Origin of the sequence: Achromobacter sp. HZ34 (assembly GCF_002209485.1) — a bacterium.
GTDB lineage: Bacteria > Pseudomonadota > Gammaproteobacteria > Burkholderiales > Burkholderiaceae_B > Bordetella_C.
Genome location: NZ_NJIX01000007.1, coordinates 263987 through 289091 on the forward strand (window position 1 = coordinate 263987; position 25105 = coordinate 289091).

Genomic DNA, 25105 nt, shown 5'->3' on the forward strand with positions numbered 1-25105 from the left:
AAGGAGCGAGCACATGAAACGATCCAACGCTGAACTGGTACGTGAGTATGGCCCCCTGCCGGGCGTGTCCGCCGTGCACGGCCTGACCTATGACGGCAAGCATGTCTGGTTCGCCTCGGGCGAACATCTGCAAGCCCTCGATCCTGAAAGCGGAGAGACCGTGCGCAAACTGGATATCCCGGCTACGGCCGGAACGGCGTTCGACGGCCGTTACCTGTACCAGATCGACGGCGAGCATATCCGCAAGATCGACCCGCAATCCGGTAAGGTCGTGAGCACCATCCCCGCGCCAGGCGCCGGCGGTGCTTCCGGCATGGCCTGGGCCGATGGCATGCTGTGGGTGGGCCTTTATCAGAACCGCAAGATACTGCAGGTCGATCCCGCCGACGGCAAGGTCCTGCGCACGCTGGATTGCGACCGGCACGTGACCGGCGTCAGCTGGGTGGACGGCCAGCTGTGGCACGGCACGTGGGAAGACGACCACAGCGAGCTGCGCCGGATCGATCCGGAGAATGGCGCGGTACACACGAGCATGGCGCTGCCCGACGGCATCCATGTGTCGGGGTTGGAGTCCAATGGGACCGACCTGTTCTATTGCGGCGGCGGCAAGAGCGGCAAGATCCGCGCGGTGCGCCGGCCCATCTAGGGAGCGATATACGGGTTTTCACCGGGCTTGTGAGGCCGCGAAACCCGGTGCTAGCATCGTCTTGTGACCGCGTGGTCACATTCGAGGCGATGCTCCATGACCATAGGCGTTGCGGCGTTCGGCGACCATGCCGGCGCGGCGGTGTATGAAGCGGTGCTGGGCGCAGAATTGCTGGGGCGAGGCGCCATCGGCGGTTTCGCCGTCATGGCGGTGCTCGACGCGGCGGGTGCTGTGCAATACCGCGTCACGCAACGCGGTGGCGTCAGCGCCTTGGACCTGCCCGCGGGGTGGCGGGACGCACGCGTGGCCGCGATCATCTCCAGCGGCCCCGACCGTCCTGAGCCCTTGACGCAGTTCCTGGCGGGCGCCGATGGCGTGGGCCTGGTAACCGGGCACCGCCTGCCCAATCTGCCGGGCGTGGATGGCGTGGCGCTGAATCGCGCGGCAGTCGATCGATTGGCCGGATCGCGCGCGGACCAGGCGTCCCGCGGCCAGGCATCACAGGGACGGTCCCCGTGGGGGCAGGCCTCTCAGGCACCCACTCCGCAGCAGGCAGTCGATGCCGTCCTGCAATCACATGCCGAATGGGATGCGGGCCTGGTCGCCATCGATGTCCATGGCCGCCTCGGCATGGCCAACAGCGCCCGCGTGTCGCGCCGCGACGACCTGGGCGAGTTCAGCCGCGTTACGCCGACAGCCAGCCTGGGATTGCTGCACAACTCCATCTATGCCCGCGGCGATCTGGCCGCGCAACTGGGCGAACTGGCCTGGTCGCGCCTGCAGGGCAATGACACCGATCCCCGCTTCATCACCTTGCGCCACGCCGTGCCGTTGATGCCCGCGGCCCGGGACTGCGTGCACGTGGACGCACAAGGCGCCATCGTCGCCATCGACACCGCCAATCCCCGCCTGGCCGCGCTCGATCGCATCAGCACTGCGGTGTATCTGAAGACCGATGTGCGACGCGACGGCGTCCTGCTGGGCGTGACCGCGACGGAACTCTATGTGCGGATCCACGCGGGCGCGGCCTGTCCCGTGGATCTCCCGGCGCAGAACACTTTGCTGCTGGCCGGAAGGAGTAGCGATGTCGCGGCGTGAGCAGACTGAACGGCAGATCTTGCAGGCGCTGGAAGACCAGATCCGCGAGACGGGCATGGGCGGCGTCGGCGTCAACGCCATCGCCAAGCGGGCGGGCGTCAGCAAGGAATTGATCTACCGTTACTTCAATGGCTTGCCTGGCCTGCTGATGGCCTGGATGCGCGAGCAGGATTACTGGACCGGCCGCTCCGACCTGCTCAAGGCAGGCGAGTCCAGCCCGCGCCCACCCGCCGAATTGATCCTGTCCATGCTGCATGCGCAGATCGAGGCCTTGGGCAGCAACGAGACCCTGCGCGAGATCCGCCGCTGGGAGCTGATCGAAAGCAATGAGGTCACCGCGCAGTTGGCCGGCCGCCGCGAGCGCGCCGCGCGTGCCTTCATCGATCGGGTCGATGGGCTGACCGACGAAGCCGACGTGCCGGCGCAGGTCGGCATCATGCTGGCCGGCGTCTTGTACCTGATGCTGCGGTCGAAGACGGAAAGCCATTTCCTGGGCGTGCCGCTGCGCACCAACGAAGGTTGGTCGCGCATCTATGCCGCGCTGGAAAGCATGGTCGGCAATCTGCCGCAAGACCTGCAGGACACGCCCCTGTCCGATCTGGAGGCGGCGCGCACGCGGCCGGACCCAGGCCCGACCCCGACCCCAAGCCCGCCAGCCAGCGGTAAACAGGCCTGACCCATGGACATCCTCGTGATCGGCGCCGGCATCATCGGCATGACATCGGCTTACGCCTTGGCCCGCGAAGGACATGCCGTCACGGTGGTCGATGGTGCGGCGCGCGCCGGCATAGGCACCAGCCAGGCCAATGGCGCGCAATTGAGCTATAGCTTCGTTGCCCCCCTGGCGGATGCGGGTGTCCTGCGCAAGCTGCCCGCGTGGCTGACGCAGCCGGACTCGCCGCTGCGCCTGCGTTTGCGAGCCGATCCCGCGCAGTGGCGCTGGGCCTTGAGTTTCCTGCGTGCCTGCCGGCGCGACACGGCCGACCGCAGCACCGCCGAGCTGCTGCAACTGGGCCTGCACAGCCGCCGTCTCATGCACGAACTGGTGGCGCGCGAGGGCTTGCAGTTCGATTTCGTGTCCAGCGGAAAGCTGTTGGTCTACCAGGACGGCCAGGCCTTCAAGGAAGCGCGCATCCTGATGGATTACCAGTCCGGCCTCGGCTGTCGGCAGCAGGCTCTGTCGCGCGCGGAATGCCTGGCGCTGGAACCCGCCTTGAGCGACATCGCCGACCGGGTGGTGGGCGGCATCCATACACCAAGCGAGGACGCGGGCGATTGCCTGGCCTTGTGCGGCGCCCTGCAAGGCTGGCTGGCGCGCGAGGCTGGCGTGCGTTTTCAATTCGCCACCCGGGTGAACGGCTTGCGCACCGAGGCGGGGCGAATCACCGCCGCGGATACCAGTGCCGGCGCGCTAAAGGCTGAAGCCTATGTCATCGCCAACGGCGTGGGCGCGCAGGGGATATGCCGCGAATTGGGTTTCGATCCGCTGATCTATCCGCTCAAGGGTTATAGCCTGACGTATGACCTCAGCGAGTCCAGCCGGGCGCCGCGCACCAGCCTCAGCGACGTCCACAACAAGGTGGTGTACGCCCGGCTGGGCAATCGCTTGCGCGTGGCAGGCATGGTGGACATCGGCTCGGCCTGCTCAGGTGTGGATGCGCGCCGCATTGCGGGGCTGAAGGCACAGGTGCGCCGCTATCTGCCCCGGCTCAACGAAATCGGCGCGCCAGTGGAATGGGCGGGGCTGCGGCCGGCACGTCCCGACGGCAAGCCGCTCATCGGCGCTACGCCTTATCGCAATCTGTGGATAAACGCCGGCCACGGCGGTTTGGGATTCACGCTGGCCACGGGCAGCGCGGGGCTGCTGGCGGACCGCATCGCGCGGCGGCCCTCGCCCATCGCCGATGGCTTGTTCAAGCTTCATTGACCAGTATCGTTTAAAGCATGCCGCACCTGGAGCGCCAGCCGGATCTCCACCTGAGCCTTCAACCGGCAGCATAGCCGGGCCCACTTTCATACAAGGGTATCCATCATGAAGCTGAAACTCGAATTACTGCGCAGCGTCCGCCATGCCTGCGTGGCCGGGGTCCTGGCGGGCGCCATGTTGGCGGCACCCGCCGCGCGGGCCGAGAGCGGACCCGTGACGGTTACCGCCGTCATGCAGTCCGGCCTGCGCGTGCTGGATCCCATCCTGACCACTGCCTTCCTGACGCGCGATCATGGCTACATGATCTACGACACGCTGCTGGGCCTGGACGAGCACTTCAAGGTGCAGCCGCAGATGGCCAGCTGGCAGGTCGGCGATGACCAGAAGACCTACACCTTCACGCTGCGCGATGGCTTGAAATGGCATGACGGCCAGCCGGTCACCGCGGCAGACTGCCTGGCGTCCATCAACCGCTGGGCCAGTGTCGACGCCACCGGACAGGTCCTGGTGACCATGGTGCAGAGCATGGAAGCCATCGACGCCACTCACTTCCGCATCGTCCTCAAGCAGCCCACCTCGCTGCTGCTCGAAGGCCTGTCGAAGATCAGTTCGCGGCCGGCGTTCATGATGCCCAAGCGCATCGCCGACACGCCTGCGTCGCAACCCATCACGGAATTCATCGGCTCCGGCCCCTTCAAGTTCGTGACGGCCGAGTTCCGCCCCGGCCTGAAGGTGGTCTACGAGAAGAACAAGGACTACGTGCCGCGCAGCGAGCCGCCCAGCTGGACGGCCGGCGGCAAGGTGGTCAACGTCGACCGCGTGGAGTGGGTAGGCATGTCCGACCAGATGACGGCGATCAATGCCCTGGTCAACAAGGAGGTGGACTTCGTCCAGCAGGTGCCCTTCGACCTGTTGCCCATGGTGGAGAACCAGGACGGCCTGAAGGTGGACGTGATCGACAAGCTGGGCGCGTGGACCTACTTCCGCATGAATCACCTGCACCCGCCGTTCGACAACAAGCTGGTACGTCAGGCCGCGCTGGCGGCCGTTGGCCAGGAGGACGTGCTCAAGGCCCTGGTGGGCAATCCCAAGTACTACAAGACCTGCGCGGCCGTGATGGGTTGCGGCAATCCCAATGGTAACGATTACGGCGCCGACTGGGTGATCCCGGCCAGCATCGACAAGGCCAAGGCCCTGCTCAAGGAGGCCAGGTATGACGGCACGCCCGTGGTGCTGCTGCAGCCGACCGATATCGCCATGGTGTCCGCGCAGCCGGTGGTCATCGGCGATGCGCTGCGCAAGGCCGGCTTCAACGTGAAGATGAAGGCCATGGATTGGCAGACCGCGGTGACGCAGCAGAACAACCAGAAGCCGGCGGCGGAGGGCGGTTGGAACATCTTCGCGACATACAGCATCCTGGCCAGCAGCGGCGATCCCTTCGGCAACACCACCCTGGCGGCCAACGGCACGAAGGCTTGGGCCGGCTGGCCCGACGTACCGGAGATCGAAGCCCTGCGCGTGAAGTACGCCCAGGCGGCCGACCCAGCCGAGCGCAAGCAGATCGCCGCGCGGATCCAGAAACTGGCGATCGATGAGGGTGTCGTCGCGCCCCTGGGCCAGTTCCAGATTCCGGCGGCGTACAGCACCAGGCTGTCCGGCATCCTGCCGGCCCCGGTCACCGTGTTCTGGAATCTCAAGAAGGCGGCCAAGTGATGCGCGGCGTCGCTTCCGGCAAGATTCATGACATCGTGATCCGCGGCGCGGATGTGGTGGACGGTACTGGCGCGCCGCGTTACACGGCCGACGTCGCCATTGACGGCGCTGATGTCGCACGCATCGGCGACCTGGCCGGCGTGCGCGGCCGCGAGGAAATCGACGCGCGCGGTCTGATCATCGCGCCCGGATTCATCGACGCCCACACGCACGACGACCGGGTCATGCTGTCCGACGGCGACATGGCGCCGAAAGTCAGCCAGGGTGTCACGACGGTCATCGGCGGCAATTGCGGCATCTCGCTCGCCCCCATGCCGCCGCTGAAGGACGGCGTTCCCGTGCCGCCTCTGGACCTGCTGGACGGCAGCGGCCGCTGGTACCGCTATCCGCGCTTCCGTGACTACCTGGACGGCTTGCGCGCGCAGCCGGCGGCCACCAATTGCGCCATGCTCGTGGGGCACACCAATCTGCGTGTCATCGAGATGGCGGACATCGGCCGTGCTGCCACCGGCAGCGAAATCGCGCGCATGCGGGCGCATGTGGAAGAGGCCCTGGAGGCCGGCGCCATCGGTGTCTCCACCGGCCTGGCCTATGCGCCGTCGGCCGCCGCCAGCGTCGAAGAAGTGATCGAAGTCTGCCGTCCGCTCAGCCCGCGCCAGGGGCTGTACTGCACGCATATGCGCGACGAGGGCGATACCGTCATGGAATCCCTGGAAGAAAGCTTCCAGGTCGGCCGGGCCTTGGGCGTGCCCGTCGTCATCTCGCATCACAAGGTGGTGGGCACGGCCAACCACGGCCGCTCGGTCGAGACGCTTGCTCGCATAAGCGAGCAGATGAAGCGGCAGGCCATATGCCTGGATTGCTATCCGTACAACGCGTCGTCGACGATCCTGACGCATGACCTGGTCGACGGCGCTTCACGCGTCATCGTCACCTGGTCGCGGACGCTGCCGCAATACACCGGGCGCGACCTGGACGAAGTGGCGCGGGAATTGGGCTGCGGCTTGCATGAGGCCGTCGACCGCCTGCTGCCCGCGGGCGCGATCTATTTCCGCATGGACGATGCCGACGTGCAGCGTATCCTGCAGTTCGATGAAACCATGATCGGTTCGGACGGCCTGCCTCATGACGAAAAGCCGCATCCGCGCCTGTGGGGTACGTTCCCGCGCGTGCTGGGCCACTATGTGCGCGGCCTGGGCCTGTTCGCGCTGGAAAAGGCGATCCACAAGATGACCGGCCTGACCGCGGCCCGTTTCGGCCTGGCCGACCGTGGCGTCCTGCGGGAAGGCGCGCCGGCGGACCTCGTCCTGCTGGACGCCGGGCGCGTGGAAGACCGGGCCACCTTCGCGCAACCCGTGGCCGCGGCGGCCGGCATCCATACGGTCTGGACCAATGGCCAGGCGGTGTGGCGCGACGGCCGGGCAACCGGTGCGCGGCCCGGGCAGGTGTTGCGGCGGACGCCGGGCTGACGCTACATCCTCCAGCGCAGCGTGAGCATCGCCGTGCGTGCCGCCCCCAGGAAGTTCTGGTTCCACGTCGAGCCCACGCTCTCGTAGTAGCTTTTGTTGAAAAGGTTGGCGACGTAGAGCGAGGCATCGAGATGATCGTTGATCTGGTAGCCCAGCTTGAGGTCCGCCGTCATGTAGCCCGGCTGCGTCAGGCGGCCCACGCCATCGTCGTAGTAATAGCTGCTGGATACGTTCAGGCCGGTGCCCACGCTATAGCGATGCCATTCCCCCGGCAATTGGTAATTGGCCCATAGCTTGAAGGTGTGCTTGGGTGCGATCTGCGTGAATTTCTGCGCGCCCAGGCCGTTCGAGCCGCCGTCGTCGTCCGCGTCCGCGACGCTCACGTGGGTGTAGGCATAACCCGCGTACAGGTCCAGTCCCCGGTAAGCCTCACCCGACACGGACGCCTCCACGCCACGGCTGCGTGCCTTGCCTTGGGCGATGGAGATGCCGGAGTAGGGGTCCTCGCGCGGATCGGCCACGGCGCGGTTCTTCTCGGTGAGCTGGAACAGCGCGACGCTGGTGTTGAGCTTGCCGTCCAGGTACGTTCCCTTCAAGCCTACTTCGTATTGATCGCCCTGCATCGGCTTGATGAGCTTGCCGTCCTTGTCGCGTGCCGATTGCGGCGAAAAGATGCTCGTATAACTGGCATAAGCCGTATAGGTCTGGTTGATGTCATACAGCAGGCCGCCGTAAGGCGTGATGCGGCCGTCGACGCTGTCGCGCGTATTGGGTGTGTCGAAGGGATTCTGGTCCGCGACCGGACGCACCGACGCGCGCCACCACATGGCATTGCCACCCAGCACCAGCGTCAGCGGATCGGCCAGCTTGAAGCGCGCGTTGGCGTAGGTGGTGTACTGCGTCGTGACGGTTCGCAGCGCATAGCTGGTGAGCGGCGCGCCGCTATAGCCTGGCAGTTCGACGGGGTCGTTGACGTCGACGTAATTGCCGAGGTCGCCGTAGACGTTGCGGATATAGTTGTTCGACCGCTGGTAGTTCATGCCCACGGTCAGGTGATGCTGCCGTCCGGCCAGGTCGAAAGGGCCATCCACGAAGACATCCATCACGTCCTGTGTGTTGTTGCCGCTCGATCCACCGCCCCAGGATATCTTGCTCAGGCCGGTGGCGCGATCCACGCCGCCGCAGCAGGCATAGGTGCCTTTCATGGAGGCGGTGTTGTAGAGGTGGGTGCCGCTCAGCTTCACCCGCCAGTCCGAGCCGAATTTGTGTTCCAGATCGAAGAAGGCCGAGTTCGACTCGTAGCGCATGCCGTCGGTGCTGCTGCCGATATAGTCGCGCGAGGGATGCTGGATGAGCCGGTAGTCCGTATAGGCTGGATAGCCTTCGGACATCGAGCGCATCGTCAGCCGCTGGTAGCTGGCGCCGATGCTCAACGTGGTCGATGGCGTCAGGTCCGCCTCGACGACGCCGTACAACAGGCCGGGCCGCTTGTACGTCGAGTCCTGGTACAGGTCGGTGTTCTCATAGGAGCCGACCACCCGCGCCCGCAGGGTCTTGGCGTCGTTCAACGGCGTGGAAACATCGGCCATGCCGCGATACTCGTGATCCGTGCCTACGCGCACCTCGGCCGTCGCGGCCAGGTCGTCGAGAGGACGCTTGCGCACCAGGTTGACGGTGCCGCCCGGGCCGCCGAAGCCGTTATACAGGCCGGCCGGACCGCGCAGGGTCTCCACCCGGTCGTACATCGCGAGATCGGGCGTCAGCAGGCCGTTCTCGGTCATGTTCAAACTGATCGGCAGGCCGTCCAGCTGCATGGTGTCGACCGGGAAGCCGCGCGAAAACAGGTCCGCGCGGCCATCGCGGTAAGGCGTCACCACGATGCCCGGCGTCTTGCGCAAGGCATCGTTCATGTCCATCAGGTTGCGATCCTGTATCTGCGCCTGCGTAACCACGCTGATCGATTGCGGAATCTCGCGCTGTGTCAGCGGTGTTTTCGAACCCACCGTGGTGGGCGGATTCGAACGCTCGGCCGCGTCGGCCGTGCCGGTCACCTGCACGGCGGGCAGGGTGGCCGCGCCGGTGCTGGCCGCCGTACCGGGCAGGGCGCGCAAGGTGTATTCGCCGGCGCCGTCCTGCACGGCCTGCAAGCCGGTGCCGGCGAGCAGGCGCGCCAAGGCGTCGGCTGCCGAATAGCTGCCGCGCACACCAGGGCTGCGCAGGCCGGCGGTGAGCGCCGCATTCACGGAGATGGCGGTGCCCGCCTGGCGGCCGAAGCGGCTCAATGCCTGATCCAGCGAGCCTTGCGGGATATCGAAATCATGGCGGACCGCGGTGGCCGATGGCGCCGGCTGGGCGGATGCGGTAGCGAGCGGCAGGCTGGCGGCGCCGGCCAAGGCTGCGCAGAGTATCAGGCGGGCGAAGCGGGCTATGCGATCGAACGATGCCTGCGGCGGCTGCGCTTGGCACGCATTACGGGCACGTCGTGCCTTGCGTGATGGCGAAGATAAAGAACGATGTGCCCGGCTGGCGGCCATGGTGCGGATTCCTCAACGGATGGATGTAGTCAGGGTGCCCGCGGGAATCGGCAGTCAGGAACGGCTGGCCAGGCGCGGCCGGCGATGCGTGGCCGGTCTTGCACAGGCAGGTATCCCGAGGGCTTCCATGAGGAGGCCGCGCAGGTCCGCAAAAACTGCCTGGGGAAAATGTAAATATTTGTAGTCAGCGCGCCGCCACCGTCACCCAGTAACGCGTGTACCTGCGCACGTCCACTGGCAGTCGCCGTGGTAATGCATCCAGGATGCGGTCGGTCGCATCGGGGCCATCCAGCGGCCACGCGCCGGTGATGCGCAGGTCGGCCACCTCGGGCGCGCAGCGCAGGTGGCCACGCCGGTAGCGGCTCAATTCGGCGAGGAAGTCGGCCAGTCGCATGCCTTCGGCGACGAACATGCCGTCGATCCAGGCCTGGCTTTCTTCACGCAGGGGCACGGGTTGCTCCACGCCCGCGGGCGTGAGGCGCACCTGCTGGCCCGCTGGGATGCGTGCCGATGCGGGACCGCCGCCGGCGCCTGGGTGCACGTCGACCGCGCCTTCCATGACCGCGAGCTGGGTGTAGGGGCGTTCGGTGTCGTCATCGCGCCTTACGGTGAAGCGCGTGCCGACGGGAACCAGTTCGCCGTCGGCCGTCGCCACGACGAAGGGGCGGTTCGCGGCATCCTTGGCGGTGGCGATCATGATTTCACCGCGGCGCAGGACGAGGCGTCGCTCCTGCGCGTCGAAACGCAGGTCCACGGCGGTGGCGGTGTTCACGCGCAACTGTGTCCCGTCAGCCAGTACCAGGCTGCGCCGTTCGCCCGTGCCGGTGCGCACGTCCGCCAGCGCCGCCAGTAATTCGCCGCGCCATGGCACCTGCTTCTGGACCAGGAACAGACAGGTTCCGCCCGCGCCCAGCCACGCCAGCTGCTTGAGCGCACGCCGTCGCTTCGTCAGCAGGGCCAGCCGCGCCAGGGTTGCGTGGGTGGTCGGTGGCGCGACCCGCGCCGCGCTGTCCTGCAGGCGGCCGCCCATGTCCTGCAGGCGGTTCCAGGCCTGGGCGTGGTCCGGATGCAGCGCGCGCCAGTGATCGAAATCGGCACGCTCCTGCACCGTCACCAGGCCGGACGCCAGGCGCACATACCAATGCACCGCCTGCTCGACGATGTGTTCCGCGATGACGTCAGCCATGCAGGTAGAGCGCCTTGTAGCACTGCGTGACGGCGCGCGTCATGGCCTTTTGCACGGCATTGACCGTGATGCCGAGCTGGCTGGCGATCATGGGATAGGTCAGGCCGTCGATCTGCGAGTACAGGAAGATTTCCCGGACGCGGTCGGGCAGGCCGTCGAGCAGGGCGGCGATCTGTTCCAGTGTCTCCAGGATCAGGGCGCGTTGTTCCGGCGATGGCGCGACCGGCTCAGGCTGCGCGGCCAGCGTTTCCAGCCATGCATCTTCCAGCGCCTTGCGGCGCCAGTGGCTGACGACCAGTCCATGCGCGATGGTGGCCAGGTAGGCGCGGGGTTCGCGGATGGTCTCCTGGCTGCGGCCCCGCAGCACGCGCACGAACGTGTCGTGCGCCAGGTCGGCGGCGTCGCAGCCATTGCCCAGCTTGCGGCGCAGCCAGCCCTGCAGCCAGCCATGATGATTCCGGTAAAGCGCATCCACGGATGCCTGCCCCACCGGCCAGTCGAACCCTGCCACGATTGATCACCGCTCTTCCATACGAGAGCATTAATGATAATTGTTATCAATTGTGGAACGCCAGGGATCTCTGTGCCGCTGTGGCGATTTCGCCGCAGGCGAGAGGCTGGCAAGGACCGCGGGGCCCTTGCCGGAAGCGACCCGGTCGGCAATCCGGCCAAGGCCCGGCCACGCACAGGCCACTCGCGGGCCACGCGCTGCCTATTGCGGCTCGATCTCCGCCTGCTTGACGATACCCGTCCAGCGCACCTTGTCGGCTTCGACCCGCGCCAGGAAGGCTTGCTGCGTTTCCGCCGTGACGGAAGCGCCGAGCGATCGATAGGCATTCAGCACTTCCGGATCGCGCAATGCCACCTGGGCCGCTTCATAGATCTTGTGGTCTATTTCCTTGGGCGTGTTCCTGGGCGTGGCCAAGCCATACCAGATCGACATCTCGAACGGTACGCCGGCCTCCTTGATGGTCGGCAGGTCGGGCAGCAAGGGGATGCGCTGGTCCGCGGCCACGGCCAGGCCCAGTACCTTGCCACCCTGGATGTGCGACGAGGCATTGGGTGCCGTGTCGAGCGCGAAGGCGATGCGCCCACTCATGATGTCGACCATCATGGGACCGGCCCCCCGGTAGGGCACATGGTTGGCCTTGAATCCGCCGGTGCTCAGGAACGACTGCGTGCACAGATGCGATGCCGCGCCTATCCCCGACGAACCGAAATTGAGCTGCCCGGCATGGGCGCGCAAATAGGAGAAGAATTCGGGCGCGCTTGTCACCGGCAGGGATTTGCTCGCCACCAGCACGCAGGGCACCGCGCCCAGGTAGGCCACATGGTCGAAATCCTTGATGAAGTCGTAGGACAGATTCTTGTACAGCGAATCGGCCGAACCCAAGGTCACGTTGGACAGCAGGATCGTATAGCCGTCCGGGCGGGCCCGGGCAACCACGGCAGCGCCGATGGTGCCGCCCGCGCCGGCCCGGTTCTCGACCACCACGGACTGCTTGAGCACCTTGCTCATGCCCGCGGCGACAACCCGCGCCAGGATGTCGGTCGAGCCGCCGGGCGCGAATGGCGCCACCAGCGTGATGGGGCGCGTGGGCCAAGCCGATGCCTCGTCGGCCCGGGCAGCGCCCGGGCCGGCCAGCAAAGTCGCCGTGATACCCAGCATGGCCAGGAATTTTTGCGGGAGCCGGCCGCTTCGGACCGCGCTGAGGGCGTAACGCATGGGTTGTCTCCTTTTTGTTATGTGCGATGAATATCGTGCTGGCGTCATGGCTTCAAGTCGCTGTGCTGGATGACGGTCGACCAGCGCGTCTTGTCTTCGATCAGGAAACGCCGGAAGTTCTCCGAAGTATCGCCCTGGACCACCGCCCCGAGCGATGCAAGCTGCTCGCGGACATCGGGCGTATTGAGCGCCGTGATGGCCGCCTGGTTCAGTTTCTCGACGATGGGCTTGGGCGTATTGGCCGGCGCCAGCAGCCCGACCCAGGTGGATCCTTCCTCGAAACCCGTATACCCGATGCTGTCCAGCGTGGGCACGCCGGGGAAGGTCGTGCGCAGGTCCTTGCTGCCCAGGGCCAGTACGCGCAGGCGCTTGCTGTTGACGTAGTTGGCGATGCCCACACTCGGGAAGAACATGAACGAGATGCGGCCCGCTATCGTTTCCTGCAAGGCCGGGCCATTGCCCTTGTAGGGCACGTGGATCATGGTGATGCCGGCCTGGGTGGCCAGCATCTCGCCCGTCAGATGAGCCGAACTGCCCACGCCGGAAGAACCATACGAGACCTTGGATGGATGCGCCTTGGCATCGGCGACCAGGTCTTGCACCGACTTGTAGGGCGAATCGTAGTTGGTGACCATCACCATGGGCAGCGTGACGAAATTACCGACGGGCTCGAACGCCTTGACCGTGTCGTACTTGTAGCGATCGGGGTACAGCAGCGGATTGACCGTCAGCACCGACGTGCTCACGAGCAGGCGGTAGCCGTCCGGCGCGGCACGCATGACGTCGTTGGCGGCAATCGAGGCACTGGCGCCGGGCTTGTTCTCGACGATGACCGACGTCTTCAGGTTGGCGGACATGGCCTTGGCCATGATGCGGGCCACCACATCGGTGGGGCCGCCCGCCTCGAAGCCGACTTCCAGGAAGATGGGACGAACGGGATAGTCGTCGGCGGCGTGAGCCGCGGCGTTGGCGAGCAGCAGCGTGATGCCCGCCATCCCCTGCTTGATGAAACGAGTCATTGTCATGGCTTTGTCTCCTGATTGTTTTTTGTTAGGAAGGAAGGATCAACAGCGCATATGCAGCACCTGGGCGCCAACCAGCCCCTGCACGGCTTCCCGGGGCAGCCCCAGCCAGCCGGACAGCACCTGGAATGCGTCGTTGCCCAGGGCAGGAGGGAAGGTCGAGTCGACGGGATCGGCACCGGTAAACTTGATGGGATTGCCCACCAGCTCGGTGCTGTGTCCCTGGTCGTCCGACACCCGGACGATCATGTCCCGTTCGCCGTTCCTGGCGTCGTCCAGCGCTTCGGGCACGGTTTTCACGAGGGCTACCGGAACGCCGGCCTCGACCAGCGGCGCGATCCAGTCGGTCGCGTCTTGCCGCAGGAACGCGGCTTCGAGCAGCGGCCACAGGGCTTCCTTGTTCTCAAGGCGGCTGCGTGCATTGAGAAAACGCGGGTCGTCCGGCAAGGAAGCGAGGCCCAGCACCAGGCACAGGCCACGCCACATTTTTTCCGTGTTGGCCGTCACCACCAGTTCACGGCCATCCTGGCCCTTGAAGGATCGATAGGTCGGGATCGAATCGTGGCGAGCGGCCTGCGGTTGCGGCGTGACGTTGCTGTATAAGGCATACGCGCTCTGGTACGACAGCATGGCCAGCTGGCAATCCAGCATCGAAATGTCGATCACGCGGCCGGGCGCCCCGCGTTCGCGGTCGGCCAGGGCCGCATTGATGGCGATGGATGCGTACATGCCCGCCACCATGTCGCCCGCGGGTATCCCCAGGCGGACCGCCGGCCGGCCCGGCTCGCCGGTCAGGCTCATGACGCCGGACAGCGCCTGGACGATCATGTCGTAGGCGGGCTGGTCGCGCCATGGACCAACCTGCCCGAAGCCGCTGATGGAGGCCCACACCAGCTGGGGGTTGTCCTTGCGTATCTGGTCGATGTCCAGCCCGATACGAGCCGCCACGCCCGGGCGGAAATTCTCCACCACCACGTCCGCTTTCGCCATCAGGTCCAGGACCAGCCGCAGTCCTTGTTTCTCCTTCATGTTGACGCAGACGCTCTTCTTGCTGCGATTGGTCGACATGAAGTACATGCTGTCGTCGCCCAGGAAGTGCGGCGGGATGGCACGGGACGAATCGCCCTCCGGCGCTTCGATCTTGACGACCTCGGCGCCCAGGTCGGCGAGGATCTGGGTGCAGAAGGGGCCGGAAAGAAAAGTCGTCAGGTCGACGATCCGATAGCCTTGCAGCGGTAATGCCGACGCAGTTGCCTGATTGCTGGTGTTCATCGAAGTCCTTCGTACAGGTGCACCGTGCAGGCACCGTGGTCGAGGCCCGCGATGCCGCCGCCGGTCACGTGCGACAGTCCGGTGCGGGCATCGGGCACCTGCCGTTCGCCGGCCTGGCCCGTCAGTTGCCAGTAGATTTCCACCGCCTGGGCCACGCCGCTGGCGCCCACCGGGTGCCCCTTGGACAGCAGGCCGCCGCTGGGATTGACGACCACCTGGCCGCCATACGTGCTCTTGCCATCGCGCAGGAAATCGGCCGATTCGCCCTTCCTGCAAAGGCCCAGTGCTTCGTAATACACCAGCTCGGCAATGCTGAAGGCGTCGTGCAGTTCCACCACGTCGATGTCCTCGGCGCCGAAACCGGCCATCTCATAGGCGTCGGTGGCGCAATGCATGGTGATCTCCGGACGCAGCATGTCGCGGAAGCCCGTGGTGGCCGTGCCGGAGTGCAGTACGGAGGCCGCGATGCGTACCGCCGGCTTGTCCAGCTGACGGCGCAGTTTCTCCGAGACGACGATGACCGCCGCGGCACCATCGCCCGTGGGGCAGCATTGCAGCAGGGTAAGCGGATCGGCGATAGGGCGGGACCGCAGCACTTCGTCGATGCCGACTTCACTGCGGAACTGGGCGTAGGGATTGCGGGCGCCATGGCGGCGTGCCTTGACGCTGACTCGCGCAAGATCTTCCACCGACGCGCGGCGTTCGTGCAGATAGCGGCGTGCACGCATGGCATACACGGCGGGCATGACGATGCCTTGCTGCACTTCTGGGTCCTCGGCCACCAGCGGCAAGGTGCCGCCGCCGAACTGCGTCAGCTTGTCCACGCCGATGACCAGCACCACGTCGTGGCGGCCAGCGGTCACGTCCTTCCAGGCCAGGTGCAGTGCGCTGGCGCCGCCGGAGCAGGCATTGTCCACATTGGTCACGGGAACCCCGCCGATGCCCACGTCCTTGGCGATGCGCTGGCCGGTGAGCATGCCGCCGAAGGCGTGGCCGCACACGACTGCCTCGATCCGCGCAGGCTCGACGCCCGCTGAACGCAGGGCGTTGAGCACTGCTGGAACCGCCAGGCCCGAGTAGCTGGAGTCCTTGTACTTGGCCATCGGGATCATGGCCGCCCCGACGATGTATGCCTGTTGGGCGTTCATGCTTGCGCTCCTTGCGTGGCTCGTGTTGCTTGCCCGGCTTGTTCGCCGCCAGGCAGCGGTATGGCTACCACCGCGTCGTTTTCAACGTGCAGTTCGACCAGGACATCGCATGGCAGCGTGCCCGCCAATGCGTCGGCGGAGTGCACGGGCAACAGGACGCGCAGTCCGTCGGGAAAATCGACATAGCCCAGGGTGTAGGGCACCGCGCGCGTGGCCGACACGTGTATCGACGCGTACGAATACAGCATGCCGTAGGGGCCGAACAACTGCGGTTCCATGTCGCGCGCGCCGGTCTGCGGGCAGATGGTGCGTCGGGGCCAGGTCTGGCAGCCGGAAGAGCGGCTGACACTGCCGCGCAGCATGACCTTGCCGTCGACGATTTCAAAACGGGGGGTGTCGTCGGGGGCGAGGTCGTTCAACGGCCTGGCCGTATCGTCGAAGCCCGATCCCGTGACCGGGGCAGGATCATTGAGATGCATCGAGTGTCTCCTTTGTATCGTCGTATCGTTCGTGTCGTTCGCTGCTTGCGTCATGCGGACAAGCCCAGCCAACGCCGCACGGTGTGCTTCAAGGCCTGTACCGCGCCGTCGTTGCCGCCGTGGCAATCGAGCAGCTTGGCTTCGAGTTGTGCCTCGGTCAGCGGGGCCTGGGTGGACCCGGGGAAGTATTTGATTTCGGCGCCTTGCAGTACGCGGCCGTCGGCCAATTCGCATTGCGCCCACACGACGCCATCCTCGATCGAGCCGGCGCGTGGACCATGCTGGAGCACTCGTATCCTGCCGCGCAGGGCGGCCAGGTCGGCGCGTTGCAGGCTGGCGGCCTCGAAGTGGCGCAGGCCCACGCCACCATCGAGCAGGGCCGCGGCGACCACGTAGTCGGCGCAGAATTTGGCTTCGTTGCCGTCCCTGGGTTGGGTGATGCGCAGCGGCAGCAACGTGCCTTCCTGCGCATGGATCGTGACGTTGCGGACCGCCTGGGGTGCGATCCCGCCCTCGACTCCCTGCAGCTGTTGCCGCAGGCTCAACGCCGCGGCGACCAGGCGTTGCGCGCAATAGCAGCAGGGATAGGCTTTACGGCCCACGTCCACCAGGAAAGGCGCGTCGTCGGGCGCCGGACTGCTGTCGTGCCGGCCGCCGTAGAGGGTCTCGAATCCTCCGGCCCCGAAGGGGTGTTCGGGGCCGCTGATGCCCTGGCGCGCCCACGCCGCGGCGCGCAAGCCGGCGCTGGCCGCCAGGCCCGCCTGCAGCGGCTTGGCCATCGAACCGAAACTGCGCTGCGTACCGCTGGCCTGGCAGGTGGCCAAGGCCAGCGCGTCGCGGGTCTGGTCCAGCGGCAGTTGCCACAGCCTGGCCACGGCGCTGGCCGCGGCCAGCGGCCCCAGGGTGCTGGTGGCGTGCCAGCCGGCCGCATAGTGGGCTGGACCGAGGGCCGTGCCGACCTGCCTGGCCGTGTCCAGGCCGGCCAGATAGGCGGATGCCATCGCGCGGGGCTGCGGCCAGGACGGCGCCGCGTGCGCGGCGGCGATCAGCGCAGGCACGATCACCGCGCTCACATGCGTGACGCTGGCGAACTGCAGATCGTCGTAGTCGAGCGCATGCGCGGCGGTGGCGTTGAACAGGGCCTGGTGTTCCGGCATGGCGGGCTCTGCTCCGTACAGCGCCGCGAGCTTGCGCAACACAGGCTCGTTGCGGCCGGCATGGGCAACCGCCAGGGTGTCCATGAAGCTCCTGGCGATCTCTTCCACCATGGCGGCGGCGTCGGTCGCCGCGGCGACGGAGCGCCGGCTCAGCGTGAGGATATCCAGCGTCATTGTCCCGACACCCGCAATTCCGCGCAAAAAATCCGATTCATCGGTTGTCTCCTGAGATTCCGTTTAACGGAATTCGATTTCGTTGAGAGGAATTGTAGTGAGAGCGTGGGCGAATGGCAATCCCCACGATGCGCGGGATCATGGACATGGCGACGCCGGGGTTTGCGCGGTCGCCACCCTTAGCGTGCATTTCGGCCAGGCGAAAAAAAGGCCAGCCGATGGCTAGCCTGGAGATGAGGGAAAAGGATAGGGTGTCAGGGATCGGAAGCACCCAGGGCTTGCGAAAGCACCGCCGCCTGGGCCACGATCTTTTCCCCGATCTGGGCGATCTCGCCATGGGGCATGCGCGACTTTGGCGAAGTCAGGCAGATACAGCCCAGTACACCGCGCGGGCCGTACACGGGTGCGGCGATGCCGCGTGCATCGGGGAACTTCTCGCCGTCCGTGACCGCGTAGCCACGCCGGCGTGTCCTGGCCAGTTCTTTCTCCAGGTCCGCCAGATCCGGGACGGGGGCGCCCGAGGCAGGAGAGGGGCCTTCGCTCTCGATGATTTTCCTGGCGATGTCGGGAGGCAGGAACGCCAGGATGGCCTTGCCCGAAGCGCCCCAGACGAGGGACAGCGGCGTATGCATGTCCAGGTGATACTTCAGTCGCTGGCCGCCATCGGCACTGGCGGTGAAGGTGACACTACGCTGCACCGGCTGGTACAGGCCGAACACCACGGTTTCGTTAAACTCGTCCGCGATCGCCTGTATCAGCGGCAGCGCGATGTCGTGCGGAGATCCCGCGGCATACACACGAGCGGCCACCCGGTAGAACTGGGTTCCGATCGCATACTGATGGCTGTTGCTCGCGGTGTCCACGAAGCCTTCCTTGCGCAGCAACTGAAGCAGGCGATGCACCGTGGAAGGGGCCAATGACATCTGTTCGGCGACCTGCTTGACACCGATCGGGCCCGAAGCGTCCGCCAATACCGATAGCAGTTGCAGCACCCGGCTGACGGTCCCGCTGCTTGCAGCCTGGCGCTCGGCGGTTGAAGAACTGGATTGCGAAGTCGTTGCTGTCATTGGCCTTGTAGTCCCCACATAACCTCTCCCACCCTCCCTTGCCAAGGTAGCAAGGCGGGGGCGGATCCTCGATTCTATTCCGATGAGTGGAATCAGTCTGGCATGGGCGGCTGGCGCATCGGTGGCTATCGCATCAGCGCGCCGACGCGTTGACGCAGGCCTGCGCGACCCGTTGGGCCAGCACGTTCAGGGACCTGGCATGCCCGACTTCGTTGTCCGGGTTGAGCGATTCCGTCGGCACGGTGCGCGCGAGGCTGCCCAGCAGCCTGCCGCTGGGGGACAGGATAGGGACGGCGACGCCGCTCAGGAGTGGCGTGATGGTGCCGTGGCTGGTGGCATAGCCGGTGCGGCGCACGGCCGCCATCGTGCGGCGGAAGCTTTCCCAATCGTCACCCAGTCCGGCCCGTGCGATGGCAGCGGTATTTTGCAGATAGGTTTGCAGGCCCCGGTTCGAGGGCAGCCACGGCAGCAGGGCCAGCGATGCCGCCCCGTGGAACAGGGGGAACGGGATGCCGCGCGCGCGGCGGATGGTGATGCGCTGCCCGCCGCATTCCAGCACGTCCGGGCCCGCCTTGTAGATGCACAGCACCTTGTCCTCGTAGAGGTTGTGCAGCAGAAGCGCGGTGTTGGATTGCGGTTCCGGCGCCAGCACCTCCTGGCCCGCCCGGTACAGCGGATCGGTCAGCGCCATCAGGCGCTCCAGTTCGATGATGCGCGGACCCAGGCTGTAGACGGCAGGCGCGGCCTGCGTGATGAATCCCGCGTTGCACAATTCCTGCAGATAGCGGTAGGCCGTCGAACGGGTATAGCGCAGCACCTCGGTGACGTAGTCGACGGTGACGACGGGACGACCGAGGGTGAACAATTCGAGCACGGCCAGGGCCCGGCCCAGACTGGTGCCCGGCTCACTCGCGGTGCTGCTTGTCTTGGCGCGTTTCACGCTGCGAGCTTAGCGCAACGGCCCGGCAAAAAGTGGGAAAAGGAAAAAGTCCCAGCATTTGGAATGTTAGTGATTCCGCGGGCGGGTCGTTATCTTTCGTTCGAAACGAAGAAGACCCGAAGAAGACTTCGAGGAAGACCCCGAAGGAGACCCCATGACCAGCAAGACCCTGACCGGGCGTGTCCCCGCGGAAGCGATCAGGCGGACCGAACTGCCGCGATTGGCGCCCGAGATCCTCGCGCGCTACGCCGCCATCGAAGACCTGACCGGCACCGTGTCCGATGCCATGGACAACCTGGGACTGTTCGGGGCGATTCCGGCGTCCGTGCTGGCGCCCACGCTGGCGCCGCGCCGCATGCTGGGCCAGGCAGTCACGGTGCGCAATGTCGAACGTGGCCTGAATCCTTCGGTGGCCGCCGCCAGCGGCAAGGGCATGATGGGCGAGCACGAAGCCTATAACCAGGCCCTTCCCGGCGATGTCGTCGTCATCGAAGGACTGACGGGAATCTCCAATATGGGCGGGCAGTCCGCCGCGGTGGCCCATCGGGCCGGCTGCGCGGGCGCGGTCATCGATGGCTCGTTTCGCGACCCTGACAGCAGTCGGGAACGGGACTTCCCGATCTGGTCGCGCGGCGTGACGCCCATCACCGGCAAGTGGCGCCTGCGCACCGTGGAAATCAATGGCCAGGTCAGGATCGCCGGCGTGGCCGTGGACGCTGGCGACCTGGTGCTGGCGGACGAGGCAGGCGTGGTGTTCGTCCCCTTTGCGCACGTGACGGCGGTGCTGGAGCAGGCCGAGAAGATAGATGCGGGCGACAACCGCCAGAAGGCCGACATCGCCGCCGGCATCGACCTGGCCACGCTGGCCGCCACCAAATACAAGTGAATAGGGAGCAAGGGATGCAGGAAGCCGATCTGCCGGTCACCGTGGCCGTACAAAGCGCGGACATTCTTGGCGAAGTGCCGTTGTGGTGCGACCGTACGCGGCGTCTGTGGTGGGTGGATGTCCGCCGTCCCGCGTTGCAGTCCTACGATCCGGTATCCAGGCGCCATACCGCGCAGTGCCTGCATCCGGATCTGATCACCGGATCCATCGCGCTGCGTGACAAAGGCGGCGTGTTGCTGGCGACACCAGGAGGCTTGTTCACTTTCGATCCGGAGCAGGGCGTTGCGGCGCGCCGCATCGCGGATCCCCTGGGGGGCGCGGCAGGCATGCGCTTGAACGACGGTAAATGCGACCGGCGCGGCCGCTTCTGGGTGGGCAGCATGCATGACACCCGGCGCGAACCGCTGGGAGTCCTGTATCGCGTGGATCCGGATGGCCGCTGTACGGCCATGCTCGACGACTTCGTGCTGCCCAATGCGATCTGCTTCAGCCCCGACGACCGCACGATGTACTTCGCCGATACCCACAACCAGATGATCTGGGCCTTCGATTACGACATCGACGCCGGCGCGATATCCAACCGGCGTGTATTCAAGGACTGGACGCATCAGAAGGGGCGGCCGGACGGCGCCACGGTCGATGCGCAAGGCTATCTGTGGAATTGCATGGTGGCCTCCGGGCAGTTGATGCGGCTGGCGCCGGACGGCCGCGTCGATCGGGTCATCCAGCTGCCTGTCACCAATCCCACTTGCCCGGCCTTTGGCGGGGAAGGGCTGGCCACGCTGTTCATCACGAGCCATTCACAGCGGTTTACGCCGCAAGAGCAGGCGGCCGAGCCGCTGGCCGGCGCCGTGCTCGCCCTGGATGTCGGCGTGCGCGGCCTGCCCGAGCCCCGTTTCGGCGGATGACCTGATCGTCGGCGCCGGCGCATGACGACAAGGAAAATAAAATGAGGAGACAACGCCGTGTTCATGAAAGCCAAACGTGTGGCGGGCGCCCTGGCTGTCGCGGCCGGTTGCCTGGTGGCCGCGCCAGGCTTGGCGACGGAGGTCGTCAAGATCGTCGTGCCGTTCGCCGCCGGCGGCCCGGCTGACCAGATTGCGCGCATCGTCGCGCCGGGCCTGAGCCAGGCGCTCGGCAAGTCCGTGATCGTGGAAAACCGCGGCGGCGCGGGCGGGACGGTCGGGGTGGCCTATGCGGCAAAGGCAGCGCCTGATGGTGCCACGCTCCTGCTGACCACATCCAGCCTGGTGATGAGCGCCGGCACCACGCCGAAGCTGCCGTGCGACCCGCGCAAGGATGTGGAGCCCGTCTATCTGTTGGGAGAAGTGCAGACCATGCTGGCGGTGCGGCCCAACCTGGGGGTCGATACGCTCAAGGAGCTGACCGCCAAGGCCGCACAGACCAAGCTGAATTACGGTTCGACCGGCGTGGGCGGCACGATGCACATCGGCGCGGAGTTGTACGCACGCACGGCCCATGTGCCGCTGGTACACATCCCCTATCGCGGCGCCGCGCCGGCGCTGGTGGACCTGATGGCGGGGACCGTAGACCTGGTGAATGCGGACGTGCCGGTGCTCAAGCCGTATATCCAGGATGGCAGGCTCAAGGGACTGGTCATTTTCGATACCAGGCGCTCGCCGCTGCTGCCGGACATCCCGACCGCGCAGGAAGCGGGCATGCCCCAACTGCTGATGACCAACTGGTACGGCATCTTCGTGCCGGCGGGGGTGGCGCCTGCGCTGCGGCAGGCGCTGGCGCAGGCCCTGGCGAAAACCGTCAAACAGCCTGACGTCGCCGCGAAACTGGCCGATGCCGGTTTCAGCAATCCGCAGGATACCGCTGCGTTCAAGCAACGCCTGGACGCGGACTTTGCCCGCTGGGTGCCATGGCTGAAAGCGGCCGGCATCCGCACGGAATGAAATGCAGTCGCAGGAGAGGCATCCAATTCATGATCTTCGAACAGCGCACTTACACGGTCGTCCACGGCCGCATGGACGAGTACCTGGCCCGCTACGAGCGGGACGCCTTGCCCCTGCAGCGCAAGTACCTGGGCCGGCTGCTGGGGTTCTTCGTCAGTGACATCGGACCGCTCAACCAGGTCGTCCATATCTGGGTCTATGACAGCCTGGCCGACCGCGAGCAACGGCGCCAGGCGCTCGACGACGATCCGGCATGGCGGGCATTCAAGGTCGGCAACCGCGGTACGTTCGTGGGGCAGGAGGTCAAGATACTGAATCCGGCGCCGTTCTGCCCCATCCACATATGAAGCCTGTGAAGCGTATGAAGACAGGATGACCATGGCGAACGATGACCTGTCTTCCTTGACGCGAAATCCGCTCAAGGAACGCCTTGCGCGTGGCGAGCTGGCGGCGTCCATGAGCCTGCGTATCTCGCGCAGCCATGAGATAGGGCGGATCGCGGCCAGCGCGGGCTTCAGCACGCTCTATGTCGATCTCGAACATAGCGTGCTGTCGCTGGAGACGGCCGCCATGCTGTGCCATGCGGCGCGCGAGGCGGGTGTGGTGCCATTGGTGCGTGTGCCCGGTGTCGATGCGGCCTTCATTGGCCGGGTCCTCGATGGCTGCGCCATGGGCCTGATCCTGCCGCACATCGAGGACGCCAGCCAGGCGCGCGCCGCGGTTGCCGCGGCCATGTATCCGCCCAGGGGCGGGCGCTCCATGGGCTCGGGACAAGCGCTATTGCATTACCGGAGCTTCCCGGCCGCGCAGGCGGCCAGCGCATTGAACGCATCCCTTTTCATCGCCGTCATGGTGGAAAGCGCGGCGGGCCTGGGCGCGGTCGATGCCATCGCGGCCGTGGATGGCGTGGACATGCTTTTCGTCGGGGCAGGGGACCTGGGCGCGGAACTTGGCTGGGCCGATGGCGACGACGATGTCGTGGTGGCTGTCTTCGAGCGGGTGCTGGCGGCCGCCCGGTCTCACGGAAAATTCGTGGGGGCCGGTGGCATCGCGAATCGGCCGGAAGTCATGCGGCGGGTCTTGCGCTTGGGCGTGCGCTTCGTTTCCACGGGCACGGACTTGGGCTTCCTGGCCAGCGGCGCCGCGCGGCAACTGGCCGTGGTCACGCAGGCGCATCAGGATGCGTCGGCATAGGCAGGAAATGAACCTTGCCCGCGGGTTGGATTCCGCAGACATTGGCAGAATGCAAAAAGGGGCAAAATCATGAGATTTTGCCCCTCTTGCCACCGACTTGCAGTTTCCCTGGAAGCCAGGGCAATACTGCGAATCGAAATTCTGGAGCGGGAGACGAGTCTCGAACTCGCGACCTCAACCTTGGCAAGGTTGCGCTCTACCAACTGAGCTACTCCCGCATTCGCGTAAAATCAGCGAAGAAAGAAACTATAGCACAAGTGACCCTGTACATGTCAAACACCCCGGCCTCGTCCGGCACTGCCCAGTCTCTCCCGAACAACACCGCCTCCGTGTCCGCGCCGCACGCGGCGTTGATCCCGCGCTCCGCCGATCTCACGCCGTTCAATACGCTTGGACTGCGGTCGCAGGCGGCGCATTACGTGCGCATCGACGATCCCGCGCAATTGCCGGCCTTGTCGGACCTGGCAGCGCGACATGGCAGGCTGTTGGTCCTCGGCGGCGGCAGCAATATGGTGCTGCCGGCGCAAGTGGACGGGCTGGTGGCCCACATGGGCTTGCGCGGCGTGCGGCTGGTCGAGCAGCGCGCCGACGCCTGGATCGTCGAAGCCGCCGGTGGCGAGGTCTGGCACGATTTCGTCCAGTACTGCCTGGCCCAAGGCTGGGACGGCCTGGAAAACCTGTCCCTGATCCCGGGTACGGTGGGCGCCGCGCCGGTGCAGAACATTGGCGCGTATGGCGTCGAAATGGATAGCCGCTTCGATAGCCTGACCGCCTGGGACGTGACGCGACGCGAACTCGTGCACATGGATCGCGCGGATTGCCGGTTCGCTTATCGGGACAGCCGCTTCAAGCACGAACCCGCCGGCCGCTGGCTCATCGTCGCCGTCCGCTTCGCCCTGCCGCGCCCGTGGCGCCCGGTGCTCGACTACCCGGACCTGCAGCGCCATCCGGGGCTGGCCGGGATCGAGACCGGTAACTCCGAATCGGGCACAGGAGCAGGCACCGCCACCGCCACCGCAAGCAGCACCGGCGTCGGCGCAGCCACCGTGACCGCGCGTGCCATTGCCGATGCCGTCTGCGACATCCGTCGCGCCAAGCTGCCCGATCCGGTCCGCATCGGCAACGCCGGCAGCTTCTTCAAGAATCCCATCGTCGATGCCGCGCAACGCGACGCGCTCGCCGCGCGTTGCCCCGGCCTGGTGTCCTATCCCCAGGCCGATGGCCGCTACAAACTGGCGGCTGGCTGGCTGATCGACCAGTGTGGCTGGAAAGGCAAAAGCCTGGGCCCCGCAGGTGTCCACGAACGCCAAGCCCTGGTACTGGTCAATCGCGGCGGCGCGCAAGCCGCCGACATCCTCGCCCTGGCCCGCGCCATCCAGGCCGACGTCCAGTCACGCTTCGGCGTGTCCCTGGAGGCCGAGCCGGTCGTCGTATGAAAGATGGGGCGCGGGAATCCCGGCTCTTCCGCAACCTGAGGACCCTTGCCCCGGCGGCAGACCCTGCGACTCCGCAGAAACGACAAGGGATCCTCTTGGGGATCCCTTG

Annotated in this window: 23 protein-coding genes and 1 tRNA gene; 12 read left to right on the forward strand and 12 right to left on the reverse strand. The window is 66.2% G+C overall.

Going from position 1 to position 25105, the window contains the following annotated elements:
* Window positions 1-13 precede the first annotated feature (13 nt).
* From CEY05_RS25530 to CEY05_RS25555, 6 genes are all read left to right on the forward strand, one after another.
* Window positions 14-646, forward strand: a complete 633-nt coding sequence (locus CEY05_RS25530) for a PQQ-binding-like beta-propeller repeat protein (RefSeq protein WP_088600092.1) — start codon at window positions 14-16, stop codon at window positions 644-646.
* A 96-nt stretch (window positions 647-742) separates the two neighbouring features.
* On the forward strand, window positions 743-1744 hold the full coding sequence (locus tag CEY05_RS25535; protein ID WP_088600093.1) for a hypothetical protein: 1002 nt from the start codon (window positions 743-745) through the stop codon (window positions 1742-1744).
* Window positions 1731-2420: a TetR/AcrR family transcriptional regulator gene (locus CEY05_RS25540; RefSeq protein WP_088600094.1), complete on the forward strand. Its 690-nt coding sequence runs from the start codon at window positions 1731-1733 to the stop codon at window positions 2418-2420. Before CEY05_RS25535 ends, CEY05_RS25540 begins: the two co-directional genes overlap by 14 nt.
* Before the next feature lie 3 nt (window positions 2421-2423).
* A complete protein-coding gene (locus CEY05_RS25545) occupies window positions 2424-3671 on the forward strand; it encodes a D-amino acid dehydrogenase (RefSeq protein ID WP_088600095.1) in 1248 nt (415 codons plus the stop codon).
* 105 nt (window positions 3672-3776) lie between these two features.
* On the forward strand, window positions 3777-5384 hold the full coding sequence (locus CEY05_RS25550) for an ABC transporter substrate-binding protein (protein ID WP_088600096.1): 1608 nt from the start codon (window positions 3777-3779) through the stop codon (window positions 5382-5384).
* Window positions 5384-6853, forward strand: a complete 1470-nt coding sequence (locus CEY05_RS25555) for an amidohydrolase family protein (protein ID WP_088600097.1) — start codon at window positions 5384-5386, stop codon at window positions 6851-6853. Before CEY05_RS25550 ends, CEY05_RS25555 begins: the two co-directional genes overlap by 1 nt.
* 2 nt (window positions 6854-6855) lie before the next feature.
* On the opposite strand, the gene CEY05_RS25560 is transcribed toward CEY05_RS25555, so the two are convergent.
* The 11 genes from CEY05_RS25560 to CEY05_RS25610 all read right to left on the reverse strand — a co-directional run bounded on the left by CEY05_RS25560 (window position 6856) and on the right by CEY05_RS25610 (window position 19558).
* Entirely contained in the window at window positions 6856-9246 is a 2391-nt protein-coding gene (locus CEY05_RS25560) for a TonB-dependent siderophore receptor (protein WP_158219424.1), read from the reverse strand.
* A 325-nt stretch (window positions 9247-9571) separates the two neighbouring features.
* Window positions 9572-10573 (reverse strand): FecR domain-containing protein, encoded by a 1002-nt coding sequence (locus CEY05_RS25565; protein ID WP_088600099.1) that lies wholly within the window; start codon window positions 10571-10573, stop codon window positions 9572-9574.
* The gene (locus tag CEY05_RS25570; RefSeq protein ID WP_198952905.1) at window positions 10566-11084 is read right to left on the reverse strand and encodes a sigma-70 family RNA polymerase sigma factor; all 519 of its coding nucleotides are present in this window, start codon (window positions 11082-11084) and stop codon (window positions 10566-10568) included. The genes CEY05_RS25565 and CEY05_RS25570 overlap by 8 nt, the downstream gene beginning before the upstream one ends.
* A 201-nt stretch (window positions 11085-11285) precedes the next feature.
* Window positions 11286-12299 (reverse strand): tripartite tricarboxylate transporter substrate binding protein, encoded by a 1014-nt coding sequence (locus tag CEY05_RS25575; RefSeq protein WP_158219425.1) that lies wholly within the window; start codon window positions 12297-12299, stop codon window positions 11286-11288.
* A gap of 44 nt (window positions 12300-12343) precedes the next feature.
* On the reverse strand, window positions 12344-13324 hold the full coding sequence (locus CEY05_RS25580; protein WP_233161706.1) for a tripartite tricarboxylate transporter substrate binding protein: 981 nt from the start codon (window positions 13322-13324) through the stop codon (window positions 12344-12346).
* 39 nt (window positions 13325-13363) lie between these two features.
* Window positions 13364-14593, reverse strand: coding sequence for a CaiB/BaiF CoA-transferase family protein (locus tag CEY05_RS25585; RefSeq protein WP_088600102.1), 1230 nt, complete (start codon window positions 14591-14593; stop codon window positions 13364-13366).
* On the reverse strand, window positions 14590-15741 hold the full coding sequence (locus CEY05_RS25590) for a thiolase family protein (RefSeq protein ID WP_088600103.1): 1152 nt from the start codon (window positions 15739-15741) through the stop codon (window positions 14590-14592). The genes CEY05_RS25585 and CEY05_RS25590 overlap by 4 nt, the downstream gene beginning before the upstream one ends.
* Window positions 15738-16220 (reverse strand): Zn-ribbon domain-containing OB-fold protein, encoded by a 483-nt coding sequence (locus tag CEY05_RS25595; protein ID WP_088600104.1) that lies wholly within the window; start codon window positions 16218-16220, stop codon window positions 15738-15740. Before CEY05_RS25595 ends, CEY05_RS25590 begins: the two co-directional genes overlap by 4 nt.
* A gap of 50 nt (window positions 16221-16270) precedes the next feature.
* Window positions 16271-17551, reverse strand: a complete 1281-nt coding sequence (locus tag CEY05_RS25600; protein WP_088600105.1) for an MmgE/PrpD family protein — start codon at window positions 17549-17551, stop codon at window positions 16271-16273.
* Window positions 17552-17805: 254 nt separating this feature from the next.
* Window positions 17806-18618, reverse strand: a complete 813-nt coding sequence (locus tag CEY05_RS25605) for an IclR family transcriptional regulator (protein WP_088600106.1) — start codon at window positions 18616-18618, stop codon at window positions 17806-17808.
* A gap of 133 nt (window positions 18619-18751) precedes the next feature.
* Window positions 18752-19558 carry an IclR family transcriptional regulator gene (locus CEY05_RS25610; RefSeq protein ID WP_088600107.1) on the reverse strand — a complete coding sequence of 269 codons (807 nt, stop codon included), beginning with the start codon at window positions 19556-19558 and terminating at the stop codon, window positions 18752-18754.
* Between the two features lie 154 nt (window positions 19559-19712).
* Here CEY05_RS25610 and CEY05_RS25615 point away from each other — a divergent pair, with 154 nt between their 5' ends.
* The 5 genes from CEY05_RS25615 (at window position 19713) to CEY05_RS25635 (ending at window position 23560) form a co-directional block, all read left to right on the forward strand.
* On the forward strand, window positions 19713-20444 hold the full coding sequence (locus tag CEY05_RS25615; protein WP_088600108.1) for an RraA family protein: 732 nt from the start codon (window positions 19713-19715) through the stop codon (window positions 20442-20444).
* A gap of 14 nt (window positions 20445-20458) precedes the next feature.
* On the forward strand, window positions 20459-21352 hold the full coding sequence (locus CEY05_RS25620; RefSeq protein ID WP_088600109.1) for an SMP-30/gluconolactonase/LRE family protein: 894 nt from the start codon (window positions 20459-20461) through the stop codon (window positions 21350-21352).
* 63 nt (window positions 21353-21415) lie between these two features.
* Window positions 21416-22366 carry a tripartite tricarboxylate transporter substrate binding protein gene (locus CEY05_RS25625; protein ID WP_143220646.1) on the forward strand — a complete coding sequence of 317 codons (951 nt, stop codon included), beginning with the start codon at window positions 21416-21418 and terminating at the stop codon, window positions 22364-22366.
* Between the two features lie 29 nt (window positions 22367-22395).
* The gene (locus CEY05_RS25630; protein ID WP_088600111.1) at window positions 22396-22713 is read left to right on the forward strand and encodes an NIPSNAP family protein; all 318 of its coding nucleotides are present in this window, start codon (window positions 22396-22398) and stop codon (window positions 22711-22713) included.
* A gap of 31 nt (window positions 22714-22744) precedes the next feature.
* Complete coding sequence (locus CEY05_RS25635; RefSeq protein WP_158219426.1) at window positions 22745-23560, forward strand: HpcH/HpaI aldolase/citrate lyase family protein; 816 nt, start codon at window positions 22745-22747, stop codon at window positions 23558-23560.
* A 142-nt stretch (window positions 23561-23702) separates the two neighbouring features.
* Here the strand turns inward: CEY05_RS25635 and CEY05_RS25640 are convergent.
* Window positions 23703-23778: transfer RNA gene (locus tag CEY05_RS25640), tRNA-Gly, on the reverse strand.
* Window positions 23779-23829: 51 nt separating this feature from the next.
* Between CEY05_RS25640 and murB the strand changes: the two genes are divergently transcribed.
* Window positions 23830-24996: a UDP-N-acetylmuramate dehydrogenase gene (gene murB, locus CEY05_RS25645; RefSeq protein ID WP_143220648.1), complete on the forward strand. Its 1167-nt coding sequence runs from the start codon at window positions 23830-23832 to the stop codon at window positions 24994-24996.
* Window positions 24997-25105: the final 109 nt, after the last annotated feature.